Origin of the sequence: Tenacibaculum bernardetii (genome assembly GCF_029125915.1) — a bacterium.
In the GTDB taxonomy this organism is placed as follows: domain Bacteria; phylum Bacteroidota; class Bacteroidia; order Flavobacteriales; family Flavobacteriaceae; genus Polaribacter; species Polaribacter bernardetii.
Window position 1 is genome coordinate 24,136 of record NZ_JAQJCU010000019.1, and the last position, 16,240, is coordinate 40,375.

A 16,240-nucleotide genomic window follows, 5' to 3' on the forward strand; every position below is an offset into this window, starting at 1 on the left:
ATATTTTACTTTTCTTTTGTGTATGATATTTTTAAAACAGCTCTTTTTGTCCCATTAGCAGTCTCGCTTCCGTCTAATAAGGTAACTCCTCTAGGATTCCAGTTATATGTGCTAACATTTGTATCTAAAACACCATTTATTACAGGGTTATCTGTAGGGTTATTATATGTTTTTAAGACTAATGGAGAGTTGTCATTTGTTGTGCCGTCTAATAAATCAGATAAGTAATCTGTTAATCTAAAAGAATATTTTTCAGGAGTTCCATCATCAGTTAAACTTAAATTACCGTCAAAAGTAGGAGCTTCTTTATATGCGTCAGAAAGTTGTGTAGGAGATATACTACCACTTCCGTTATCTTTTTCCTGATAGATGAATAAGCGTTGTGGAATAATGTTCTTATCCGTGTTGATAGTATTATTAATATAAAAAGATAATAAAACATCATTAATTAACCAGTTATTAGCTCTTAATTCTTGAAGTTTTAAATCATCAAGAATTTTTATTCTAGCCATTGTTCCTGCCGTTCCTTGTATTGTAAAGTTATTTACAGGAGGAGTAATAGTAGCAGGACTCGATTTATAAATACTGTTTCTTACACCAGATAAAGAATATGAAATAGTTTTCGGTAAATTGTCCTTAAATACTAAATCAGCAATACCTTCTTGTTTTTCAGACCTAGTGATTGTGTAGTGAAAATCTAGCGTAGCAGAAGTAATGCTTCCATTTATATTTAGAGGCACCATCGCTCCGTTGTTTCCTTCAGCTTTAACAATTAATCCTTTAAAGTAAGAATTAAAAGCATCAGTAGTTTTAAACTCATCACCATCAAGTTTATCCCAGAAAAGACTTTTCATTTTTTCCATATCTAAGGGAATGGTTAGGAAAGGAGCTTTGTTCGCTAGTCTTATAGTATTTTCATATGTATTACCGCTGCTAATGCCTCTTGTTAATACTAGTGCAGTATCAGAAGGATTCGGTTTAAAAGTAAATCCAATATCCTCATTTAATAACTCGAGTTGGTCGTAGTCATGATTAGACTGAAAGCTATTAGATTTCGTAGGATTATCTGGGTCTAATCTATTTAGAAAAGTACCATTTCTATATACCTTTAAAGAGGTTGCAATGTCTTTATTACCTAAAACAGAATCTAGCCTAAAAATTGGTCTTTCAGTAGTACCTGTACCTGTATTTGTAGCTTTGTAAGGTAGTTTAAGAACAACTTTATCTAGTACAAAAACAGAATCTATTTCTCCGTTTGCAGTAGCAGGCTGTAAATCTTTTATTCTTGGACTAGTTGCTAGTGATAACTGACTAACAAAAGAAGCTTCTATTGTCTTGTAATTGTCATTATTATATACACCAAGCCAATAGTCGCCTAAAGCACCGATACTTATATTATCGGCTCTAACTGATTTGTATATAGGTAAAGGATTCGATTCAGAAATATCAATTGTTTCAATTTCTACATCTAATAATATTTCTCCTGTTTCAAATTTAGTATTGTTAACAACACTACTTCCTACGTCACTAAAATCTTTTTCACACGATACTAAAGTTGCTAAACATAGCAAGCTAATACCTAAAACACCAATTTTTCTAATCATTTGTATTATTATTCGCTTATTTCTAAAACGTTTTCTTTATAAAATTGTAAGTAAGCTTCTGATAAAACTTCTTCAGATTGATATTCTAAAACTTTTGTATCTTTTTCATCGATAAAAGCATTAATTTCATCTGGCAACACTTCACTACCTTTTATAATAGCGTCAGAGTTTTCAATAGCACTTTTTAAGATGCTAATTTCGTTTGGAGTAGCTAAAGTTGTTATTTTAGATTCATTAACTTTATCAAAACGAACCTTTTTGGCTAGATCGCCTTCTAATTCACCTTCAAAATTATTGTTGTAAATAGAAGTTACAATTTTACTTTCTGTAAAAAGTGGTTCTTCTTTGTAAAATTCCTTTAAATATAATGGAAGTAAAGAGGCCATCCACCCATGAACATGAATAATATCTGGCGCCCAATTTAGTTTTTTAACGGTTTCTACGACTCCTTTAGCAAAGAAAATCATACGTTCGTCGTTATCACTAAACATTTTGTCATCTTCATCAGAATATACAGCTTTACGCTTAAAGTATTCGTCGTTATCAATGAAATACACTTGCATTCTTTCTTTCGGAATAGAAGCAACTTTAATAATCAATGGCATATCCATATCATTAATTATTAAATTCATACCAGATAAACGAATTACTTCATGTAATTGATGTCTTCGCTCATTTATTACCCCATAACGAGGCATAAAAATACGGGTTTGAACTCCTTTAGAATGTGCGTTTTTAGCAACATTAAATGCAGTAGATGATAATTCTGTTTCAGGTAAATAAGGTATTACCTCTGATGAAACATATAATATTCTCTTATCCTTCATTAAATTCGTCTATTTTATTGAAGATGCAAAAATACGAAAATTTATGCTAAAATGATGTTAAATTGCTAATTTTGCACGCATTTCAACTGTAATAGAATGAAAGTTTATAAAACTAAATCAGAATTAAAAGAATTTTTATCAAAAGTAAAAATCAAGAATAAATCTATCGGATTCGTTCCTACTATGGGTGCTTTGCACGAAGGGCATTTATCACTTGTTGAAAAGGCAAAACAAAAGAACGACATAACGGTTGTGAGTATTTTTGTGAACCCTACTCAATTCGATAATAAGGAGGATTTAGTTAAGTACCCAAAAACATTTGATAACGATTTTATGCTTTTGGAAAGTGTTGATTGCGATGTTTTGTTTTTTCCGTCTGTAGAAGAAATGTATAGTGAAAATATTGAATCAGAGTCTTTTAGTTTCGATGGTTTAGAGCATCAAATGGAAGGGAAATTTCGTGATGGTCATTTTAACGGAGTCGGAACTATTGTAAAAACATTATTCGAAATTGTGGAACCTGACGTTGCTTATTTCGGGAAAAAAGATTTTCAGCAGTTACAAATCATCAAAAAGATGGTTGAAAAAAATGCGCTTCCGGTAAAGATAAAAGGCTGTAATATTTATAGAGAAGAAGATGGTTTAGCAATGAGCTCACGTAATACAAGATTAACAAAAGAACATCGAAAATTAGCTCCTTTTATATATAAAACACTTAAAAAAGCAAAGAAGAAATTTGGCATAAATAGTGCAGTAGAAGTTACTGAATGGGTACAAAAACAGTTTCATAAACATTCTTTATTAGAATTAGAGTATTTTACAATAGCTAATGAAAAAACGTTAGAGACCATTGTAAAAAAAGAGCCTGAACATAAATATAGAGCTTTTATTGCTGTTTTTGCAGGAGAAATTAGATTGATAGATAATATCCGTTTAAAATAAAATCATTCAAAAACAACTCATTAATCATTAAAAAACTATTTTTGCACTATGTTAGTACAAGTAGTAAAATCTAAAATCCACCGCGTAAAAGTTACGGGTGCCGATTTAAATTATATAGGAAGCATTACCATTGATGAAGATTTAATGGATGCAGCGGGAATTATTGAAGGCGAACGTGTTCAGATTGTGAATAACAATAATGGCGAACGTTTAGAAACATATGCAATTCCAGGACCAAGAAATAGTGGAGAAATTACCTTAAACGGTGCAGCTGCCAGAAAAGTAGCAAAAGGCGATGTGTTAATACTAATCGTATACGCTTTTATGGAACTTGAAGAGGCTAAAAATTTTAAACCTTCTTTGGTTTTTCCTAACGAAGAAGATAATACCCTTACGTAATTTTGAATATTAAAAAAGCATTAAAAATTATACTACCTCTCGTTTTGGGAGGTTTTTTGGTTTGGTACTCTTTATCAAAAGTGTCTATAGCAACTTTGTTAGATTACTTTAAAGAGGCAAATTATTGGTGGATAGCTTTAGGGTTATTTTTCGGAATTTTAAGTCACTTGTCTAGAGCATATCGTTGGAAGTTTTTACTAGAACCAATGGGATATAAGCCAGATTTTGGTAATAGCACCATGGCCGTTTTGGTAGCGTATTTGGTTAATTATGCAGTGCCAAGAGCAGGAGAGGTTTCTCGTGCAGCGGTAATGACAAATTATGAAGGTATTCCCTTCGAAAAAGGCTTCGGAACTATTGTAGCCGAAAGAATGGCGGATTTAATTATGATGTTAACTATCATCGCAATTACATTATTTCTACAGTTCGATTTTATATATGAATTATTAACAAAGAATTTTAATCCACTTAAAATAGGGGCGATATTAGCGGTTCTTATCGTAGCTGGATTTATCTTTTCGAGATATGTAAAAAAAGCAACATCGGGAATTGGTCTAAAAATAAAAAACTTCATTTCAGGATTAGTTGAAGGAGTTATGAGCATATTTAAAATGAAGAATAAATGGGCATTTATTTTTCATACCGTATTTATTTGGTTAATGTATATACTTATGTTTTGGGCAACAATACCCGCAATAGATGGCTTAAGTGTTCCTTTAGGAGGTGTTTTAATTGGTTTTATTGCAGGCGGATTTAGTATTGCAGCAACCAACGGAGGTATCGGTTTATATCCGGTAGCTGTTGCAGGTGCATTGGCTTTATTTGGTATTGCAGAAGAACCAGCAACCGCTTTTGGTTGGATTATGTGGACAGCACAAACGGCAATGATTATTGTTTTTGGAGGCTTAGCATTCTTGTTATTACCTATCTACAATAAAAATAAAAAGTAATAGGGCGTTACCTTCCAGGTCGCGCTTTCGCTACTCGCTTTTTTTAAAAAAACAAAAAAGAGCTCAAACATGCCGCTCAATCGCTAACGCAGTTTCTTTATAAATTTTAGTTATAAACTATTTTTGTTCGGCCGTGTTTAAGAAGCTGTTTTCGTGATTATAAAAATCATAGTACTGTCATACTAAATTTATTTCAGCATCGCATAACTTTGGTAAATTAGAAACTAAAATAAATTTAGTTTTAAGGATCAATATTTTTTAGAATAAAATTTATACAGTCGCTAAAAATAATCAATAGTATTAGATATTAGTTTGTAACTTTGAATATTACTATAGAGTATTTTAAAACTTCCAATCTATTTTAAATGGCCAAAATCAAAACTACTTTTTTCTGTCAAAACTGCGGAGCGCAACATGCACAATGGGTTGGGCAATGCAATACTTGTAAAGAATGGAATACCATTGTTGAAGAGGTAATTCAGAAAGAAGAAAAACGAGTTTGGAAAAGTCCTGAAAACAATAAAAAAAGAGTTTCTACACCTTTAAGAGTGCAAGATATTCAGTTAAACCCTGAAGAACGTGTTGAAACAAAAAATAACGAATTAGACACTGTTTTAGGTGGCGGAATTGTAAAAGGTGCCGTTGTTTTATTAGGAGGTGAACCCGGAATTGGTAAATCGACGTTGTTATTGCAAATCGCTTTAAAAATTCCCCAAAAAGTATTGTACGTTTCGGGTGAAGAAAGTCAGTCGCAAATTAAAATGCGCGCCGAGCGTTTAGAGGCTACAAATTCTAATTGCTTAATTCTTACCGAAACCAATACACAGCAAATTTTTAAAAATATAGAAGAAGTTAAGCCAGATGTTTTGGTGATTGATTCTATTCAAACCTTACATACAAATTCTATTGAAGCTTCACCGGGAAGTATTTCTCAAATCCGTGAAACTTCAGCAGAACTTATAAAATTCGCCAAAGAAACTTCTACTCCGGTATTATTAATTGGTCATATTAATAAAGAAGGACATATTGCTGGGCCTAAAATTTTAGAACACATGGTTGATGTTGTTTTACAGTTTGAAGGCGATAGAAATCATACCTATAGAATATTACGTTCTCAGAAAAACCGATTTGGTTCTACTGCCGAACTCGGAATTTACGAAATGCTATCTAGCGGATTACGAGAAGTATCTAATCCGTCTGAAATATTAATTTCAAAAAAAGATGCTGATTTAAGCGGAACCGCAATTGCATCAACTTTAGAAGGTATTCGTCCTTTAATGATCGAAATTCAGGCCTTGGTTTCTACCGCAGTTTACGGTACGCCACAACGCTCTACAACAGGTTATAATTTAAAAAGATTGCACATGATTTTAGCTGTGCTAGAAAAAAGAGCAGGTTTTAAATTAGGAGCAAAAGATGTTTTTTTAAATGTTACAGGCGGAATTCATGTAGATGACCCTGCGATAGATTTAGCCGTTGTAGCAGCAATTTTATCATCGAATCAAGATTTAGCGATTAATCCGAATGTTTGTTTTGCGGCCGAAGTTGGTTTGGCAGGAGAAATACGACCAGTTTCTAAAATTGATCAGCGTATTTTAGAAGCTGAAAAGCTAGGGTATAAAACTTTAGTGGCCTCGAAATACAATAAAATATCTTCTAAAAACCACGGTATAAAACTAGTTTTGGTTGGTAAAATAGAAGAGGCTTTTGCTACGTTGTTTGCTTAGGGAAAAAGTATAAGAATATATTAGATTATTGTTTTTACTTAATTTCGATTAGTTCATTTTCCAAGTATTTTAAAATAAATATTTTATCGAATGTTGTTCTTAATCTTTTTGATGTAATTTGAATAGATGGTAAATAATCAGCAGATAATTCGCCTGATTTTATAACTAACCAATATTTATCACATTTTTCAAATGTAATTTTAGCTTTTTCTTTTTTATTTAGTATGTTTTGAATTTTTAAATTATCAATTTCTTTTCCAACCGTAGAATACAATTCGATGTATTCGTAATCTTTTATTTTTTCATCAAAGATTAATTTATATGATTCAACTATTTTAGGTAGATCCCCATTGTTATTTCTTTCTAGTATGTAGTTTTTCTTTTTTTTGTTGATGTTTTTAATAATGTCATTAAAGAAAATTTCAGCAATTTTATTTGGGCTACTCACAAGAGGGAATTCATTTTTATTTAAATGAATTATAAGATAGCATCTAGGTATTTGTTTCTCTCGGAATAAATTTAAGATTTCTTCCGAAACTCTTCTAGTTATTTCTTCTATTGATTTTAATAGAGATCCTTTGTTAGATTTATAATCATCTTTAAATATTTGAGTAATTTCTACTCCAATTTTCTGCTTACTGTGAATAATAAAATCAGGTTTATCAATATGTTCAGTTCTACCCGAAGGAAATTCAGGATATGATTTTCTAAATTTATCAAAAATACTTTTTTCTATAGTTTCTTTTTTTGTCATAATTTAGGTTAAGTTATCAGAAAACAAGTTAAAATAAAATTAAGTATTTCAAAGCCGTAAAGGCTAATCTTCCTTCTTTTTCTTTTTACCAAAAAGTCTATTAAAAAAACCTTTAATTCCTTTTTGTCTGTAAGGAGGGCATTTTATTGATTCGTAAACATCTTGCGGAATATCAAAATCAGTCAAGTATTTTTTACTTAGCTCGGCGTCTTTTTCTATTTCTTTAATAATATTGGCAACAATAGGTAAAGCTAATGACGAGCCAGAACCTTTTCCGCTTTTAAAATGTATGGTGTTTTTTGAAGTTCCTACCCAAGTACCAAAAACAATATTGGGCGTATAGGCAAGAAACCATGCATCTGTATAATTTTGTGCGGTACCTGTTTTTGCAGCAAGCTGACTTTTAATTTTATAAGTGTTTCTAATTTTAGCTCCCGTTCCTTGATCAACAGCTTTTTGTAAAATGGCTGTTAGTGTTTCAGTAGTTTCTTTTTTAAAGACTTCTTCGGCTTTTTGCTCTTTACTTTCATAAATAATAGCACCTTCTTTATCGGTAATTTTAGTAATCATGTACAAGTCGTTCATGGCACCATTATTAGCAAAGCTACCGTACGCTTTTGCTATTTCAGACAACGATAAGTCTAAGGTTCCTAAAGCAATAGACGGAGCGTTATTGGTAATTTTAGGAAACTGTAGTTTTTCACAGTAATTGATTAATAATTCTCTTTCGAGCTTAAAATAAAGATCGATAGTTGGTAAATTCATAGAATGAATTAAGGCATTCCATAGCGCAACTTTATTATCTGGAGTAGTTTTATAATCGGCATTTTGAGGTTTCCAATTATTAAATTCGGGATATGTTTTTTCTTCGTTGTCAAAATAGTCGCAAGGCGAAAAATCATTTTCTAACGCGGTAGCATATAAAATGGGTTTAAAGGCAGAAGCTATTTGACGATGCGATAAAACCATATCAAAAGGAAGCATTTTAAAATTATTACCACCAACCCAACTAATTACTGCTCCGTTTTTAGGATTTGTAACCAATACAGACGCGTTAAGCATTTTTGCATAATGCCATAAACTATCAATTTTAGTACCTGTTATCGTTTTAGTGCTATCCCAATCGAACAACTTAAAGGTTTTGTTTTGTTTGTCTTTTTCAGAAGAAAAACGGTTCTTTTTTAACCAGCTGTTTTTTAAACCATTCGATCGTAACTCTTTATCTAGCTCCTTTTGTTTAACTATAAGTTGCTCTTTAGCAGCTTTCTCTGCGATTTTTTGAATACTGTAATTTAACGTAGTGTATATTTTTAAACCGTCGGCTTCTATATTGTGTTTTATATTTCTTGTTTTATTAATGCTATCTATTATTTTAACAGCTTTTTTCTTTACTTGATAAGAAAAGTAACCAGCAGTTGTTTTTAAATCGAGGTTTTTATAGCTTAGTGTAAGTGGTAATTTTTGTAAACTGTCTGTAGTTTTGGTAGTTAAATACTGTTCGTTTTTCATGAGCTGAAGAACGATATTTCTTCTGCTTAAAGCATTTTCAGGATTCAACCTTGGGTTGTAATAGGTGTTTGCTTTTAACATACCAACCAACACCGCAGATTCTTCAGCATTTAACTCATTTGTCTTTTTGTTAAAAAATCGATTAGCGGCAGATTCTATCCCAAAAATATTTTCACCAAAAGGAACCGAATTAAAATACAATTGAAGTATCTCGTTTTTAGAATATAAGCCTTCCATTCTACTAGCAATAATAAGTTCTTTAATCTTATTTATGGGCATGCTTAAAAAACCGTGATATTTTCGTCCGTATAAGTTTTTAATTAATTGTTGCGTAATTGTACTTCCGCCACCACCAGAAGCATCTTGCATTAAAATACTTTTAAATAATACTCTTGCATAGCTCTGACCATCGTAACCATTATGAGTATAAAAACGTTTATCTTCAGTAGCAACTAAAGCTTCTTTTAAATGATTTGGTATTTGTGATATGTTGATGTTAGTTCGGTTTTCTGTAAAGATTTTACCGATAATTACATCATCCGAAGAATATATTAAAGAGGCTTCTTCATTTATTACAGATGATAATTTTTCGTTGTTAGGTAAAGCGCCAAACACTTCAAAATACACCAAAGAGAATAGTAGCATTATTAATAGCAATATAAAAATAGCCAAAGCCGTTACGTATTTTAATAAACGGATTAACGTTTTCTTTTCTGTAAGCTTATGGTATATTTCTTTAAGTGTTTTCATCAGGCTATTAATCAAATTCTGTTTTTCAAGATTTTTATTACTTAGAGTTTTAAAGAACTCTTAATTTATTTTTTAAACTCAGCAATTTTTATACCGTTGTTAAACTTTATGTTTGTCCAGTTTACAAATATCCAAGGTTTATTGGTTACTTCTGCATTCCAATTAGAGTTTTTGTATTTTCTTTTTGTAGGTATAAGTAAGCCTTCAATATTTTCGTACTGCAATTTCATTAAAAAAGGATCAGTTTTACCAAAATCAACAACAGTAAAAAGAAACTGATCTATTAATTTAGTGTTTTTATTAATGTATAATTGATATACATCCTTTGGTTTATTGTCTTTAGAATTAAACGTAATTTTAACAATATCATATTCGTTATTACCAATGTTTTCTTCTTTTAAGTATTCATAATTTACACCTGGATCTAATAATTTCTGAATCATGGTAAACCAATAAAAGTTGGTAGGTCTGTTAAAAGCAACTCTTTTTAAAGCAACAGAATCTAAAATAATTTTTCCGTTATTTTTTAGCCAAAATTCTTTACCATCATAACCTTGCTCGATATTACCTGATAAATGCGTAAGCGTTCTTTCGTGTTTAGTATACAAACCATAAGACAACTCGTTATTAAAGATATATTTTTCGGTTGATGTATCTGTTTTGCCATCTGGAGTTTTATAAGTATACGTATAAATTACATCTTTTTTTGATGAAAGCTCACTGTAATTACCTGTTTTTTCTACTGTTTGATATACTAATTGATGTGCTTTGTTTTTAAATTGAATATTGTTTGTTGCTATAGCTGGTTTTATTTCTGTTATATCTTTTTTGATGTTTTGTTTACAAGAAGATAAAGTAAGTATTGCAGTGATGCAAATTGCTATGAGTATTCTCATTTTTGTTGTTTTTTAATATTATTGTCTAGTAGCTAATTTTATGCAAAGCTATTAGAAAAGGGGTGAAGGTTAAAACTATTTTTATTAAACAAAAAGAACCTCATAATTACATGAGGTTCTTTATAGGTTTTACTGTTTTTAGCAACATCCACCACCATCATAATGATAGGTAGATTCTGAGAAGAAAATATCATCTCTGCCTAAAGCTTTTAAAGCTGCAGCAGTTTTATCGCAAATAGCTAGTGGCTGATTTTTTAATAAAGTATGTCCTAATCCGTCATCAAAATAATCTTCATCACCGTAATATATAGCTGCTTTTCCTGTAAAAATACAAGGACCATCCGCTGGCATTGGATCTTTAATTGCGGCAACCTCAATAGATTCTATATAAATTAATTCATCTGTTGGATAATTCTTTGGGTCTAAAATACGGTATGGCTTACGAGCTCTAATTTCTATGGTTCCGAAACCAGCATCTGTTAATGCTTTTACATAATCGGCAATTGTTAAACTACCGCTTAAACATAAGGCACGTAAACGTTCGTCGTTACGCAATTCTTCATTCATCTCTTGCTCGCAAGTAGGATCACTCATCACTAATTTTCCGTGAGGCTTTATTACTCGGTACATTTCTGCAATTGCCTTCTTTAAATCATCCGATTTAAAAATGTTGAATAAACAGTTTTGGGCAGCAACATCAATTGAATTATCATCAACAGGTAAGTTCATAGCATCACCTTTACGTAAATCAACAAAATCGCTTTTAAACCAATCGTTTTGTTCTTCGGCAACGATAAAGTTTTTGCGAGATGCTTCTAACATTTCATCAACTACATCTAAACCAATAACACCACCTTTATTTCTGTTGAAATAGGCAAATTGTAATAATTCCATTCCGCCACCAACACCAACATATAACATTTTTGGATTGTTGGTTAAATCGCGTGCATGTACTGTAGAACCACAACCGTAGTTCATTTCTTGCATGATTTTAGGAATTTTTAAACCAGGTAATTCCCAAATGGGATTTGTGGTACAGCACAAGCCAACATCTGGCGTTAAAGCTGCTTCTTTATATACATTGTGTGTGGTTTCTAAGTAACTCATTTGTTTTGTGTTTATGTTAATGCGAAGAAGTATAATAAGGGAATAGATTCCTTCACTTCGTTCGGAATGACTTTATAATTTATTAATTAGTTCTTTAAATAAAGTAATCATTTTTGGTTCTGCTTTACCAGCAACAGCAATAATTTCGGCAATATCTACAGGTTGTAAATTCTTAGGGTCACATTCGTCTGTTAAAACCGAAATAGCAGCACATGGTAAATTTAATTGTTTTGCAACAATAACTTCTGGTACCGTACTCATACCAACAGCATCTGCTTCTAAAATTTGCAGCATTCGGTATTCGGCTCTGGTTTCTAATTGTGGACCTACAACACTTGCATACATTCCTTCATGTAACTGAATGTCGTTTGCTATTGCAATTTCTTTCAGTAGACCATTAATTTTTTTCGAATAAGGCTCAAGCATATCCGCAAAAATATTTCCGAAATCATTCGCTCCTTTAAATGCTAATGGCGAACCTCCTTGAAGGTTTAAATGATCTTCTAATAACATTAAATCTCCTTTTTTATAAGTAAGATTAATGGCACCTGCAGCATTAGAAATTAATAGAGTATTGATTCCTAAACTGTGCATTGTTCTAATTCCGTAGGTAACTTCCCAAAGATTGTAACCTTCGTAGACGTGAAAACGCCCAGACATCACGAGTACTTTTTTTCCTGATAAAGTTCCGTAAATTAATTTACCTGAATGAAATTCGACTGTTGCTTGTGGAAAATTAGGAATATCAGCATACGCGATTTCTTTTTCGATATTTATCTCGTTAACTAATTTTCCTAAACCTGTTCCTAAAACAATTCCGATTTCAGGATTTATAATTCCGTTAGATTTTAAAAAATCTGTTGTTTCTTGTAGTTGTTGTTTTTTCATTTGTACTGAACTTATTTAAGTTCTTTTGTTAGGTCGAGCGCAGTCGAGACCTTAGTTAAAACCTCTCGACTGCGCTCGAGAAGACATTATTTATAAAAAGTGTTGAAATGCTTTGTGGTTTTTAATGTCATCAAAAACATCAACATCATTAAGTTCTTCTAATAAATGCACGCTTACTTTATGTAAGTCCTTAAGTGTGTCTTTTCTTACTGTTGCTGTGCCCCATTTTTTATTTTTAAAAATAGCGGATTGCAGATTTTTCATTCCTAAAAGATAATAACCACCATCTTCAGCAGGGCCAATTACTACATCATTAGTATCTAGTTTAGAAAAGGCATCGTTGATGTGATTTGGAGTTAAATCGTATAAATCGCTACCAATAATCATTATTTTTTCATAACCTGCTTCAAATCCGTCTTTAAAAGCATTTAACATTCTAATGCCTAAATCTTCGCCTTCTTGCTGGTGTTTTTTAAATACATCGTTATTCCAAATATCATTTTCACGAACTTTAACCGAGTAGTAAACCGCTTTATCGCAAGGTAAATTGGTTGTAACTTCTTTGGTTTTATCGAGCAGGAATTTGTAAATATCTAAAGCAGTTTCATCACCAACTGTTTTGGCTAAGCGTGTTTTTGCTTTTCCTAATTCAGGGTTTCTTGTGAAGATTAATAATAAGTTTTTAGTCATAAACTTTTTCTCCTTTTAAGAGCCACTTGCTCCATCGTTTGTTAAAAGTATGTATTTTTTCTGTATTATTACCTAAAGTATCTTGTACTTTAAAGTTTGCGTTTTTCCATTCAAAAATTCCTCCGTAAAGATTATAAACATTTGTATACCCTTCTTTTATTAATTTATGAGCAATCGTTTCAGAACGAATTCCTAAAGAGCAATAAACTACAATTTTAGTGTTTTTATCGTCGGGTAATTTTTGTGTAATTTCTGAGAGCTTAAAATTATTATAACCCACTAAAATGGCATTTTTTAAATGACTAACCTTAAACTCTTCGGCTTCTCTAGCGTCTAACAAAATGGTTTTTGTGTTGGGTAAAGCTAAAGTTTCTACAGATATATATGGAACGTTTTTAGTGTTGTGTTTTTTTAATAATTGATTTAAATCCTTCTGAGAAAAAGAGCTTAGAGAAATCAACAAGAAAAAGAAAATAAGTTTGTTCATTTTACTATACATAATTAGAAGCTGTTTCCTGCTTTCTGCACTCGCTCTCTGCGAGGAGCTCAAACAAATGCTTCAATCAGGGCTAGGCTTATTTACAAAAATTGTTACATTAAAGTTAAGCAACAACACCTTGGCAACTACTACCAGCGCCGGCAGTACAACCATAACAATGTTGATTGATAATTATATCTCTATCTTGTAATAACTCTTCGTTGTATTCTGAAATGTGTTTTACTTTCGAGTTAACTTTTAAGTTTAACATTTGATTAAAATCACAGTCATACAAATTTCCGTCCCAGCTTATCGATAATGTATTTGTACACATTACGTTTTCAACAGCCATCGGATTATAAGCCTCTACCAAAGAATGCATATATTCTTCATAATTTTCTGAAGCAATTAAATAGTCTAAAAATCTACTTATAGGTAAGTTTGTGATGGCAAATAAATTGTGAAAATCAATATTAAAATCATCTTTCAAAGCTTTTTTAAAGTCGTTCTCTAAAGCGGCTTGATCCCCAGGTAAAAAAGCTCCTGATGGATTGTACACTAAATCTAATTTTAAATCAGACCCTTCAGTTCCGTATCCAACTTCATTCAGCATTTGAAGCGCTTTAATAGATTTATCAAAAACACCATCACCGCGTTGCTTGTCAGTTTTTCCACGTGTCCAGTGCGGCATTGAAGAAACTACGTGTACATTGTGTTTTTTAAAGAACTCAGGTAGATCGTAGTATTTTTTATTTGCCCTTATAATAGTTAAGTTAGAACGCACAATAAAATCTTTAATTCCTGCTTTTGATGCTTCTTCAACAAACCATCTAAAATTAGGGTTCATTTCTGGTGCGCCACCTGTTAAATCTAACGTATGTGCTTCTGTTTTTTTAATAACATCTAAGCATTGCTGCATGGTTTCGGTTGTCATGATTTCTTTACGATCAGGGCCAGCATCTACATGGCAGTGCGCACAAACCTGGTTACACATATAACCTAAGTTAATTTGAAGAATTTCTAGCTTTTTAGGGCGAAGCGGAAACTGATTTGTTTCCTTTATTTTTTTAGCAAACGTTGGCAATTCTCCATTAGCGAAAATTCCGTTTGATAAAATTTCTAATTGACGTTGTGTATTTGCCAAGTCGTTATTTCTTGCTTGAAGGGACTTTTTCATCTTTATATTTTAGTTTCTGTCAAGTCGAGAGCAGTCGAGAGCTAAATATTACCTCTTGATAAACTACGTTCACTACTTTCAATAAAGCTAACTTTATTTTAGTAATTCTCGAAGAGACACTTTTGAAGATAGTTTTTACATTTCTAACTTATTCACTTTATTCATCATCTGAACTCCGTGAACCAGTGTTGCACCGCTTTTAATTGCAGCACCAACATGTAATGCTTCCATCATTTCTTCTTTGGTAATTCCGCGCTCTAAACCATCTTTTGTATAAGCATCTATACAGTATGGGCATTGTTCTGTATGTGCAACAGCTAAGGCAATTAAACTTTTTTCACGAGCTGTTAAAGCACCTTCTTCAAATACTTTTCCGTAGTAATCAAAAAACTTAGTACCAAGCTCTTCATTCCATTCTGATATTTTTCCGAACTTACGCAAGTCCGCCGGATCGTAATATGTTTTTGACATGTGTTTTTTTTAGATTGAAAAGTAAAAATACAAATTGTTTAAAGGTTTCCTTGTTAAAAAGATATGATCTTATTTATTTTCCGTTTAAACTCCAGTCATATTTTAAAAAACTAACATTTGCTTTTGCATCTACTTTGGTATTAGAGTATTTGTTGATAAAATCGATTAAAGAGCTTTTTTTGGTGAAGTCTCCTTTAAACCATTCGAAAATTTTTGAAAGCTGTACGTCGTTTTCTGATATCTTATTTCTTGAAGAATCATTAATGAATTTTTTCATTAAGTTATTGGTTTTGCTTTCGTAATTTGCTTCCGTAAAAGCAAAATTACCTAATTGCGGACAAGAACCTGAAGCACAATTTACACCAACATGAATTTTTGGATCATTAAAATTTTTACGTAAAATTTGATGCTCAATATGATTTAAAGTGTAAGTTTTACCTCCAACTTTAGCAAACGGAATATTCCACGCATCCTTTCCTTCTTTTTTAATATTTAAAATACTTTTTAAAGGGTAGTTATCTAAGATTATTTTTATCGTGTAAGCATTATAAGCGTTTACCCAAAAGGCTTTGGTTTTTGCTGCAGACCAATTTCTTTGAGGTGTTGTTTTATTTAAATAGCTTAAATAAGAATCAAGTTTAGCTTCATCTTTTTGTAGTTTCTTATAATCTACAAATCCAGTGCTATTAACATGTTCTTTTAGTAAAGTATTAAAAACACTTGTTTGACCAAATGAGTTTATAAAAAAAGTTAAGCTTAGTAATAAAAATATTTTACGCATAATTTTTTGTTTTAATCTAATAAGATAGACGTTGAGGTGCCTAATTAATTACAAATTATATGCCGTTTTAAATAAAAACAATTTGCATGCATGTAATCGGTTAGCTTTTTAAGGGTTTTAATTTAGGGATAATACTCGAGTTAAGCTTTAAAACGAAACAAAAATTATAGGAGTCTTATATAAAGAGATAGGAGGGATGTTTATAAAATAAAAAAACCTTAACAAATAAATGTTAAGGTTTAGTACTGAAGGCGGGACTTGAACCCGCACGACCCAAGGGTCATTGGATT

Annotated in this window: 16 protein-coding genes; 4 read left to right on the top strand and 12 right to left on the bottom strand. The window is 31.6% G+C overall.

The window, feature by feature from the left end:
• Positions 1–5: 5 nt before the first annotated feature.
• Positions 6–1,604: a DUF4270 family protein gene (locus P2G10_RS12040; RefSeq protein ID WP_275316829.1), complete on the bottom strand. Its 1,599-nt coding sequence runs from the start codon at positions 1,602–1,604 to the stop codon at positions 6–8.
• Between the two features lie 8 nt (positions 1,605–1,612).
• Positions 1,613–2,431: a glycogen/starch synthase gene (locus P2G10_RS12045; RefSeq protein ID WP_218772006.1), complete on the bottom strand. Its 819-nt coding sequence runs from the start codon at positions 2,429–2,431 to the stop codon at positions 1,613–1,615.
• Positions 2,432–2,527: 96 nt separating this feature from the next.
• Between P2G10_RS12045 and panC the strand changes: the two genes are divergently transcribed.
• From panC to radA, 4 genes are all read left to right on the top strand, one after another.
• Positions 2,528–3,373 (top strand): pantoate--beta-alanine ligase, encoded by an 846-nt coding sequence (gene panC, locus P2G10_RS12050; protein ID WP_218772007.1) that lies wholly within the window; start codon positions 2,528–2,530, stop codon positions 3,371–3,373.
• 48 nt (positions 3,374–3,421) lie between these two features.
• A complete protein-coding gene (gene panD / locus P2G10_RS12055; RefSeq protein WP_218772008.1) occupies positions 3,422–3,772 on the top strand; it encodes an aspartate 1-decarboxylase in 351 nt (116 codons plus the stop codon).
• 2 nt (positions 3,773–3,774) lie between these two features.
• A complete protein-coding gene (locus tag P2G10_RS12060; RefSeq protein ID WP_275316831.1) occupies positions 3,775–4,722 on the top strand; it encodes a lysylphosphatidylglycerol synthase transmembrane domain-containing protein in 948 nt (315 codons plus the stop codon).
• A 365-nt stretch (positions 4,723–5,087) separates the two neighbouring features.
• The gene (gene radA / locus P2G10_RS12065) at positions 5,088–6,449 is read left to right on the top strand and encodes a DNA repair protein RadA (protein ID WP_275316833.1); all 1,362 of its coding nucleotides are present in this window, start codon (positions 5,088–5,090) and stop codon (positions 6,447–6,449) included.
• Between the two features lie 34 nt (positions 6,450–6,483).
• On the opposite strand, the gene P2G10_RS12070 is transcribed toward radA, so the two are convergent.
• The 10 genes from P2G10_RS12070 to P2G10_RS12115 form a co-directional block, all read right to left on the bottom strand.
• A complete protein-coding gene (locus P2G10_RS12070) occupies positions 6,484–7,203 on the bottom strand; it encodes a hypothetical protein (protein WP_275316834.1) in 720 nt (239 codons plus the stop codon).
• Positions 7,204–7,266: 63 nt separating this feature from the next.
• Positions 7,267–9,462: a transglycosylase domain-containing protein gene (locus P2G10_RS12075; protein WP_275316835.1), complete on the bottom strand. Its 2,196-nt coding sequence runs from the start codon at positions 9,460–9,462 to the stop codon at positions 7,267–7,269.
• 65 nt (positions 9,463–9,527) lie between these two features.
• Complete coding sequence (locus P2G10_RS12080; RefSeq protein WP_275316836.1) at positions 9,528–10,358, bottom strand: hypothetical protein; 831 nt, start codon at positions 10,356–10,358, stop codon at positions 9,528–9,530.
• Positions 10,359–10,496: 138 nt separating this feature from the next.
• Positions 10,497–11,465: an arsenosugar biosynthesis arsenite methyltransferase ArsM gene (gene arsM, locus P2G10_RS12085; protein WP_218772014.1), complete on the bottom strand. Its 969-nt coding sequence runs from the start codon at positions 11,463–11,465 to the stop codon at positions 10,497–10,499.
• Between the two features lie 72 nt (positions 11,466–11,537).
• Positions 11,538–12,353, bottom strand: coding sequence for a purine-nucleoside phosphorylase (locus tag P2G10_RS12090; RefSeq protein ID WP_218772015.1), 816 nt, complete (start codon positions 12,351–12,353; stop codon positions 11,538–11,540).
• Positions 12,354–12,443: 90 nt separating this feature from the next.
• Positions 12,444–13,043, bottom strand: a complete 600-nt coding sequence (locus tag P2G10_RS12095; RefSeq protein ID WP_218772016.1) for a TIGR04282 family arsenosugar biosynthesis glycosyltransferase — start codon at positions 13,041–13,043, stop codon at positions 12,444–12,446.
• The gene (locus P2G10_RS12100; protein ID WP_275316838.1) at positions 13,036–13,530 is read right to left on the bottom strand and encodes a rhodanese-like domain-containing protein; all 495 of its coding nucleotides are present in this window, start codon (positions 13,528–13,530) and stop codon (positions 13,036–13,038) included. The genes P2G10_RS12095 and P2G10_RS12100 overlap by 8 nt, the downstream gene beginning before the upstream one ends.
• A gap of 115 nt (positions 13,531–13,645) precedes the next feature.
• On the bottom strand, positions 13,646–14,698 hold the full coding sequence (arsS, locus tag P2G10_RS12105) for an arsenosugar biosynthesis radical SAM (seleno)protein ArsS (RefSeq protein ID WP_218772018.1): 1,053 nt from the start codon (positions 14,696–14,698) through the stop codon (positions 13,646–13,648).
• A gap of 135 nt (positions 14,699–14,833) precedes the next feature.
• Entirely contained in the window at positions 14,834–15,169 is a 336-nt protein-coding gene (locus tag P2G10_RS12110; RefSeq protein WP_218772019.1) for an arsenosugar biosynthesis-associated peroxidase-like protein, read from the bottom strand.
• A 73-nt stretch (positions 15,170–15,242) separates the two neighbouring features.
• Positions 15,243–15,950, bottom strand: coding sequence for a DUF547 domain-containing protein (locus P2G10_RS12115; protein ID WP_275316839.1), 708 nt, complete (start codon positions 15,948–15,950; stop codon positions 15,243–15,245).
• Positions 15,951–16,240: the final 290 nt, after the last annotated feature.

Bases quoted from the DNA above. Each gene is read 5' to 3' on its own strand.
- radA (WP_275316833.1), top strand. From the start codon at position 5,088: ATGGCCAAAATCAAAACTACTTTTTTCTGTCAAAACTGCGGAGCGCAA.
- P2G10_RS12080 (WP_275316836.1), bottom strand. From the start codon at position 10,358: ATGAGAATACTCATAGCAATTTGCATCACTGCAATACTTACTTTATCT.
- P2G10_RS12040 (WP_275316829.1), bottom strand. From the start codon at position 1,604: ATGATTAGAAAAATTGGTGTTTTAGGTATTAGCTTGCTATGTTTAGCA.
- P2G10_RS12070 (WP_275316834.1), bottom strand. From the start codon at position 7,203: ATGACAAAAAAAGAAACTATAGAAAAAAGTATTTTTGATAAATTTAGA.
- P2G10_RS12095 (WP_218772016.1), bottom strand. From the start codon at position 13,043: ATGACTAAAAACTTATTATTAATCTTCACAAGAAACCCTGAATTAGGA.
- panC (WP_218772007.1), top strand. From the start codon at position 2,528: ATGAAAGTTTATAAAACTAAATCAGAATTAAAAGAATTTTTATCAAAA.
- P2G10_RS12115 (WP_275316839.1), bottom strand. From the start codon at position 15,950: ATGCGTAAAATATTTTTATTACTAAGCTTAACTTTTTTTATAAACTCA.
- P2G10_RS12110 (WP_218772019.1), bottom strand. From the start codon at position 15,169: ATGTCAAAAACATATTACGATCCGGCGGACTTGCGTAAGTTCGGAAAA.
- arsS (WP_218772018.1), bottom strand. From the start codon at position 14,698: ATGAAAAAGTCCCTTCAAGCAAGAAATAACGACTTGGCAAATACACAA.
- P2G10_RS12100 (WP_275316838.1), bottom strand. From the start codon at position 13,530: ATGAACAAACTTATTTTCTTTTTCTTGTTGATTTCTCTAAGCTCTTTT.
- arsM (WP_218772014.1), bottom strand. From the start codon at position 11,465: ATGAGTTACTTAGAAACCACACACAATGTATATAAAGAAGCAGCTTTA.
- P2G10_RS12075 (WP_275316835.1), bottom strand. From the start codon at position 9,462: ATGAAAACACTTAAAGAAATATACCATAAGCTTACAGAAAAGAAAACG.
- P2G10_RS12045 (WP_218772006.1), bottom strand. From the start codon at position 2,431: ATGAAGGATAAGAGAATATTATATGTTTCATCAGAGGTAATACCTTAT.
- P2G10_RS12090 (WP_218772015.1), bottom strand. From the start codon at position 12,353: ATGAAAAAACAACAACTACAAGAAACAACAGATTTTTTAAAATCTAAC.
- panD (WP_218772008.1), top strand. From the start codon at position 3,422: ATGTTAGTACAAGTAGTAAAATCTAAAATCCACCGCGTAAAAGTTACG.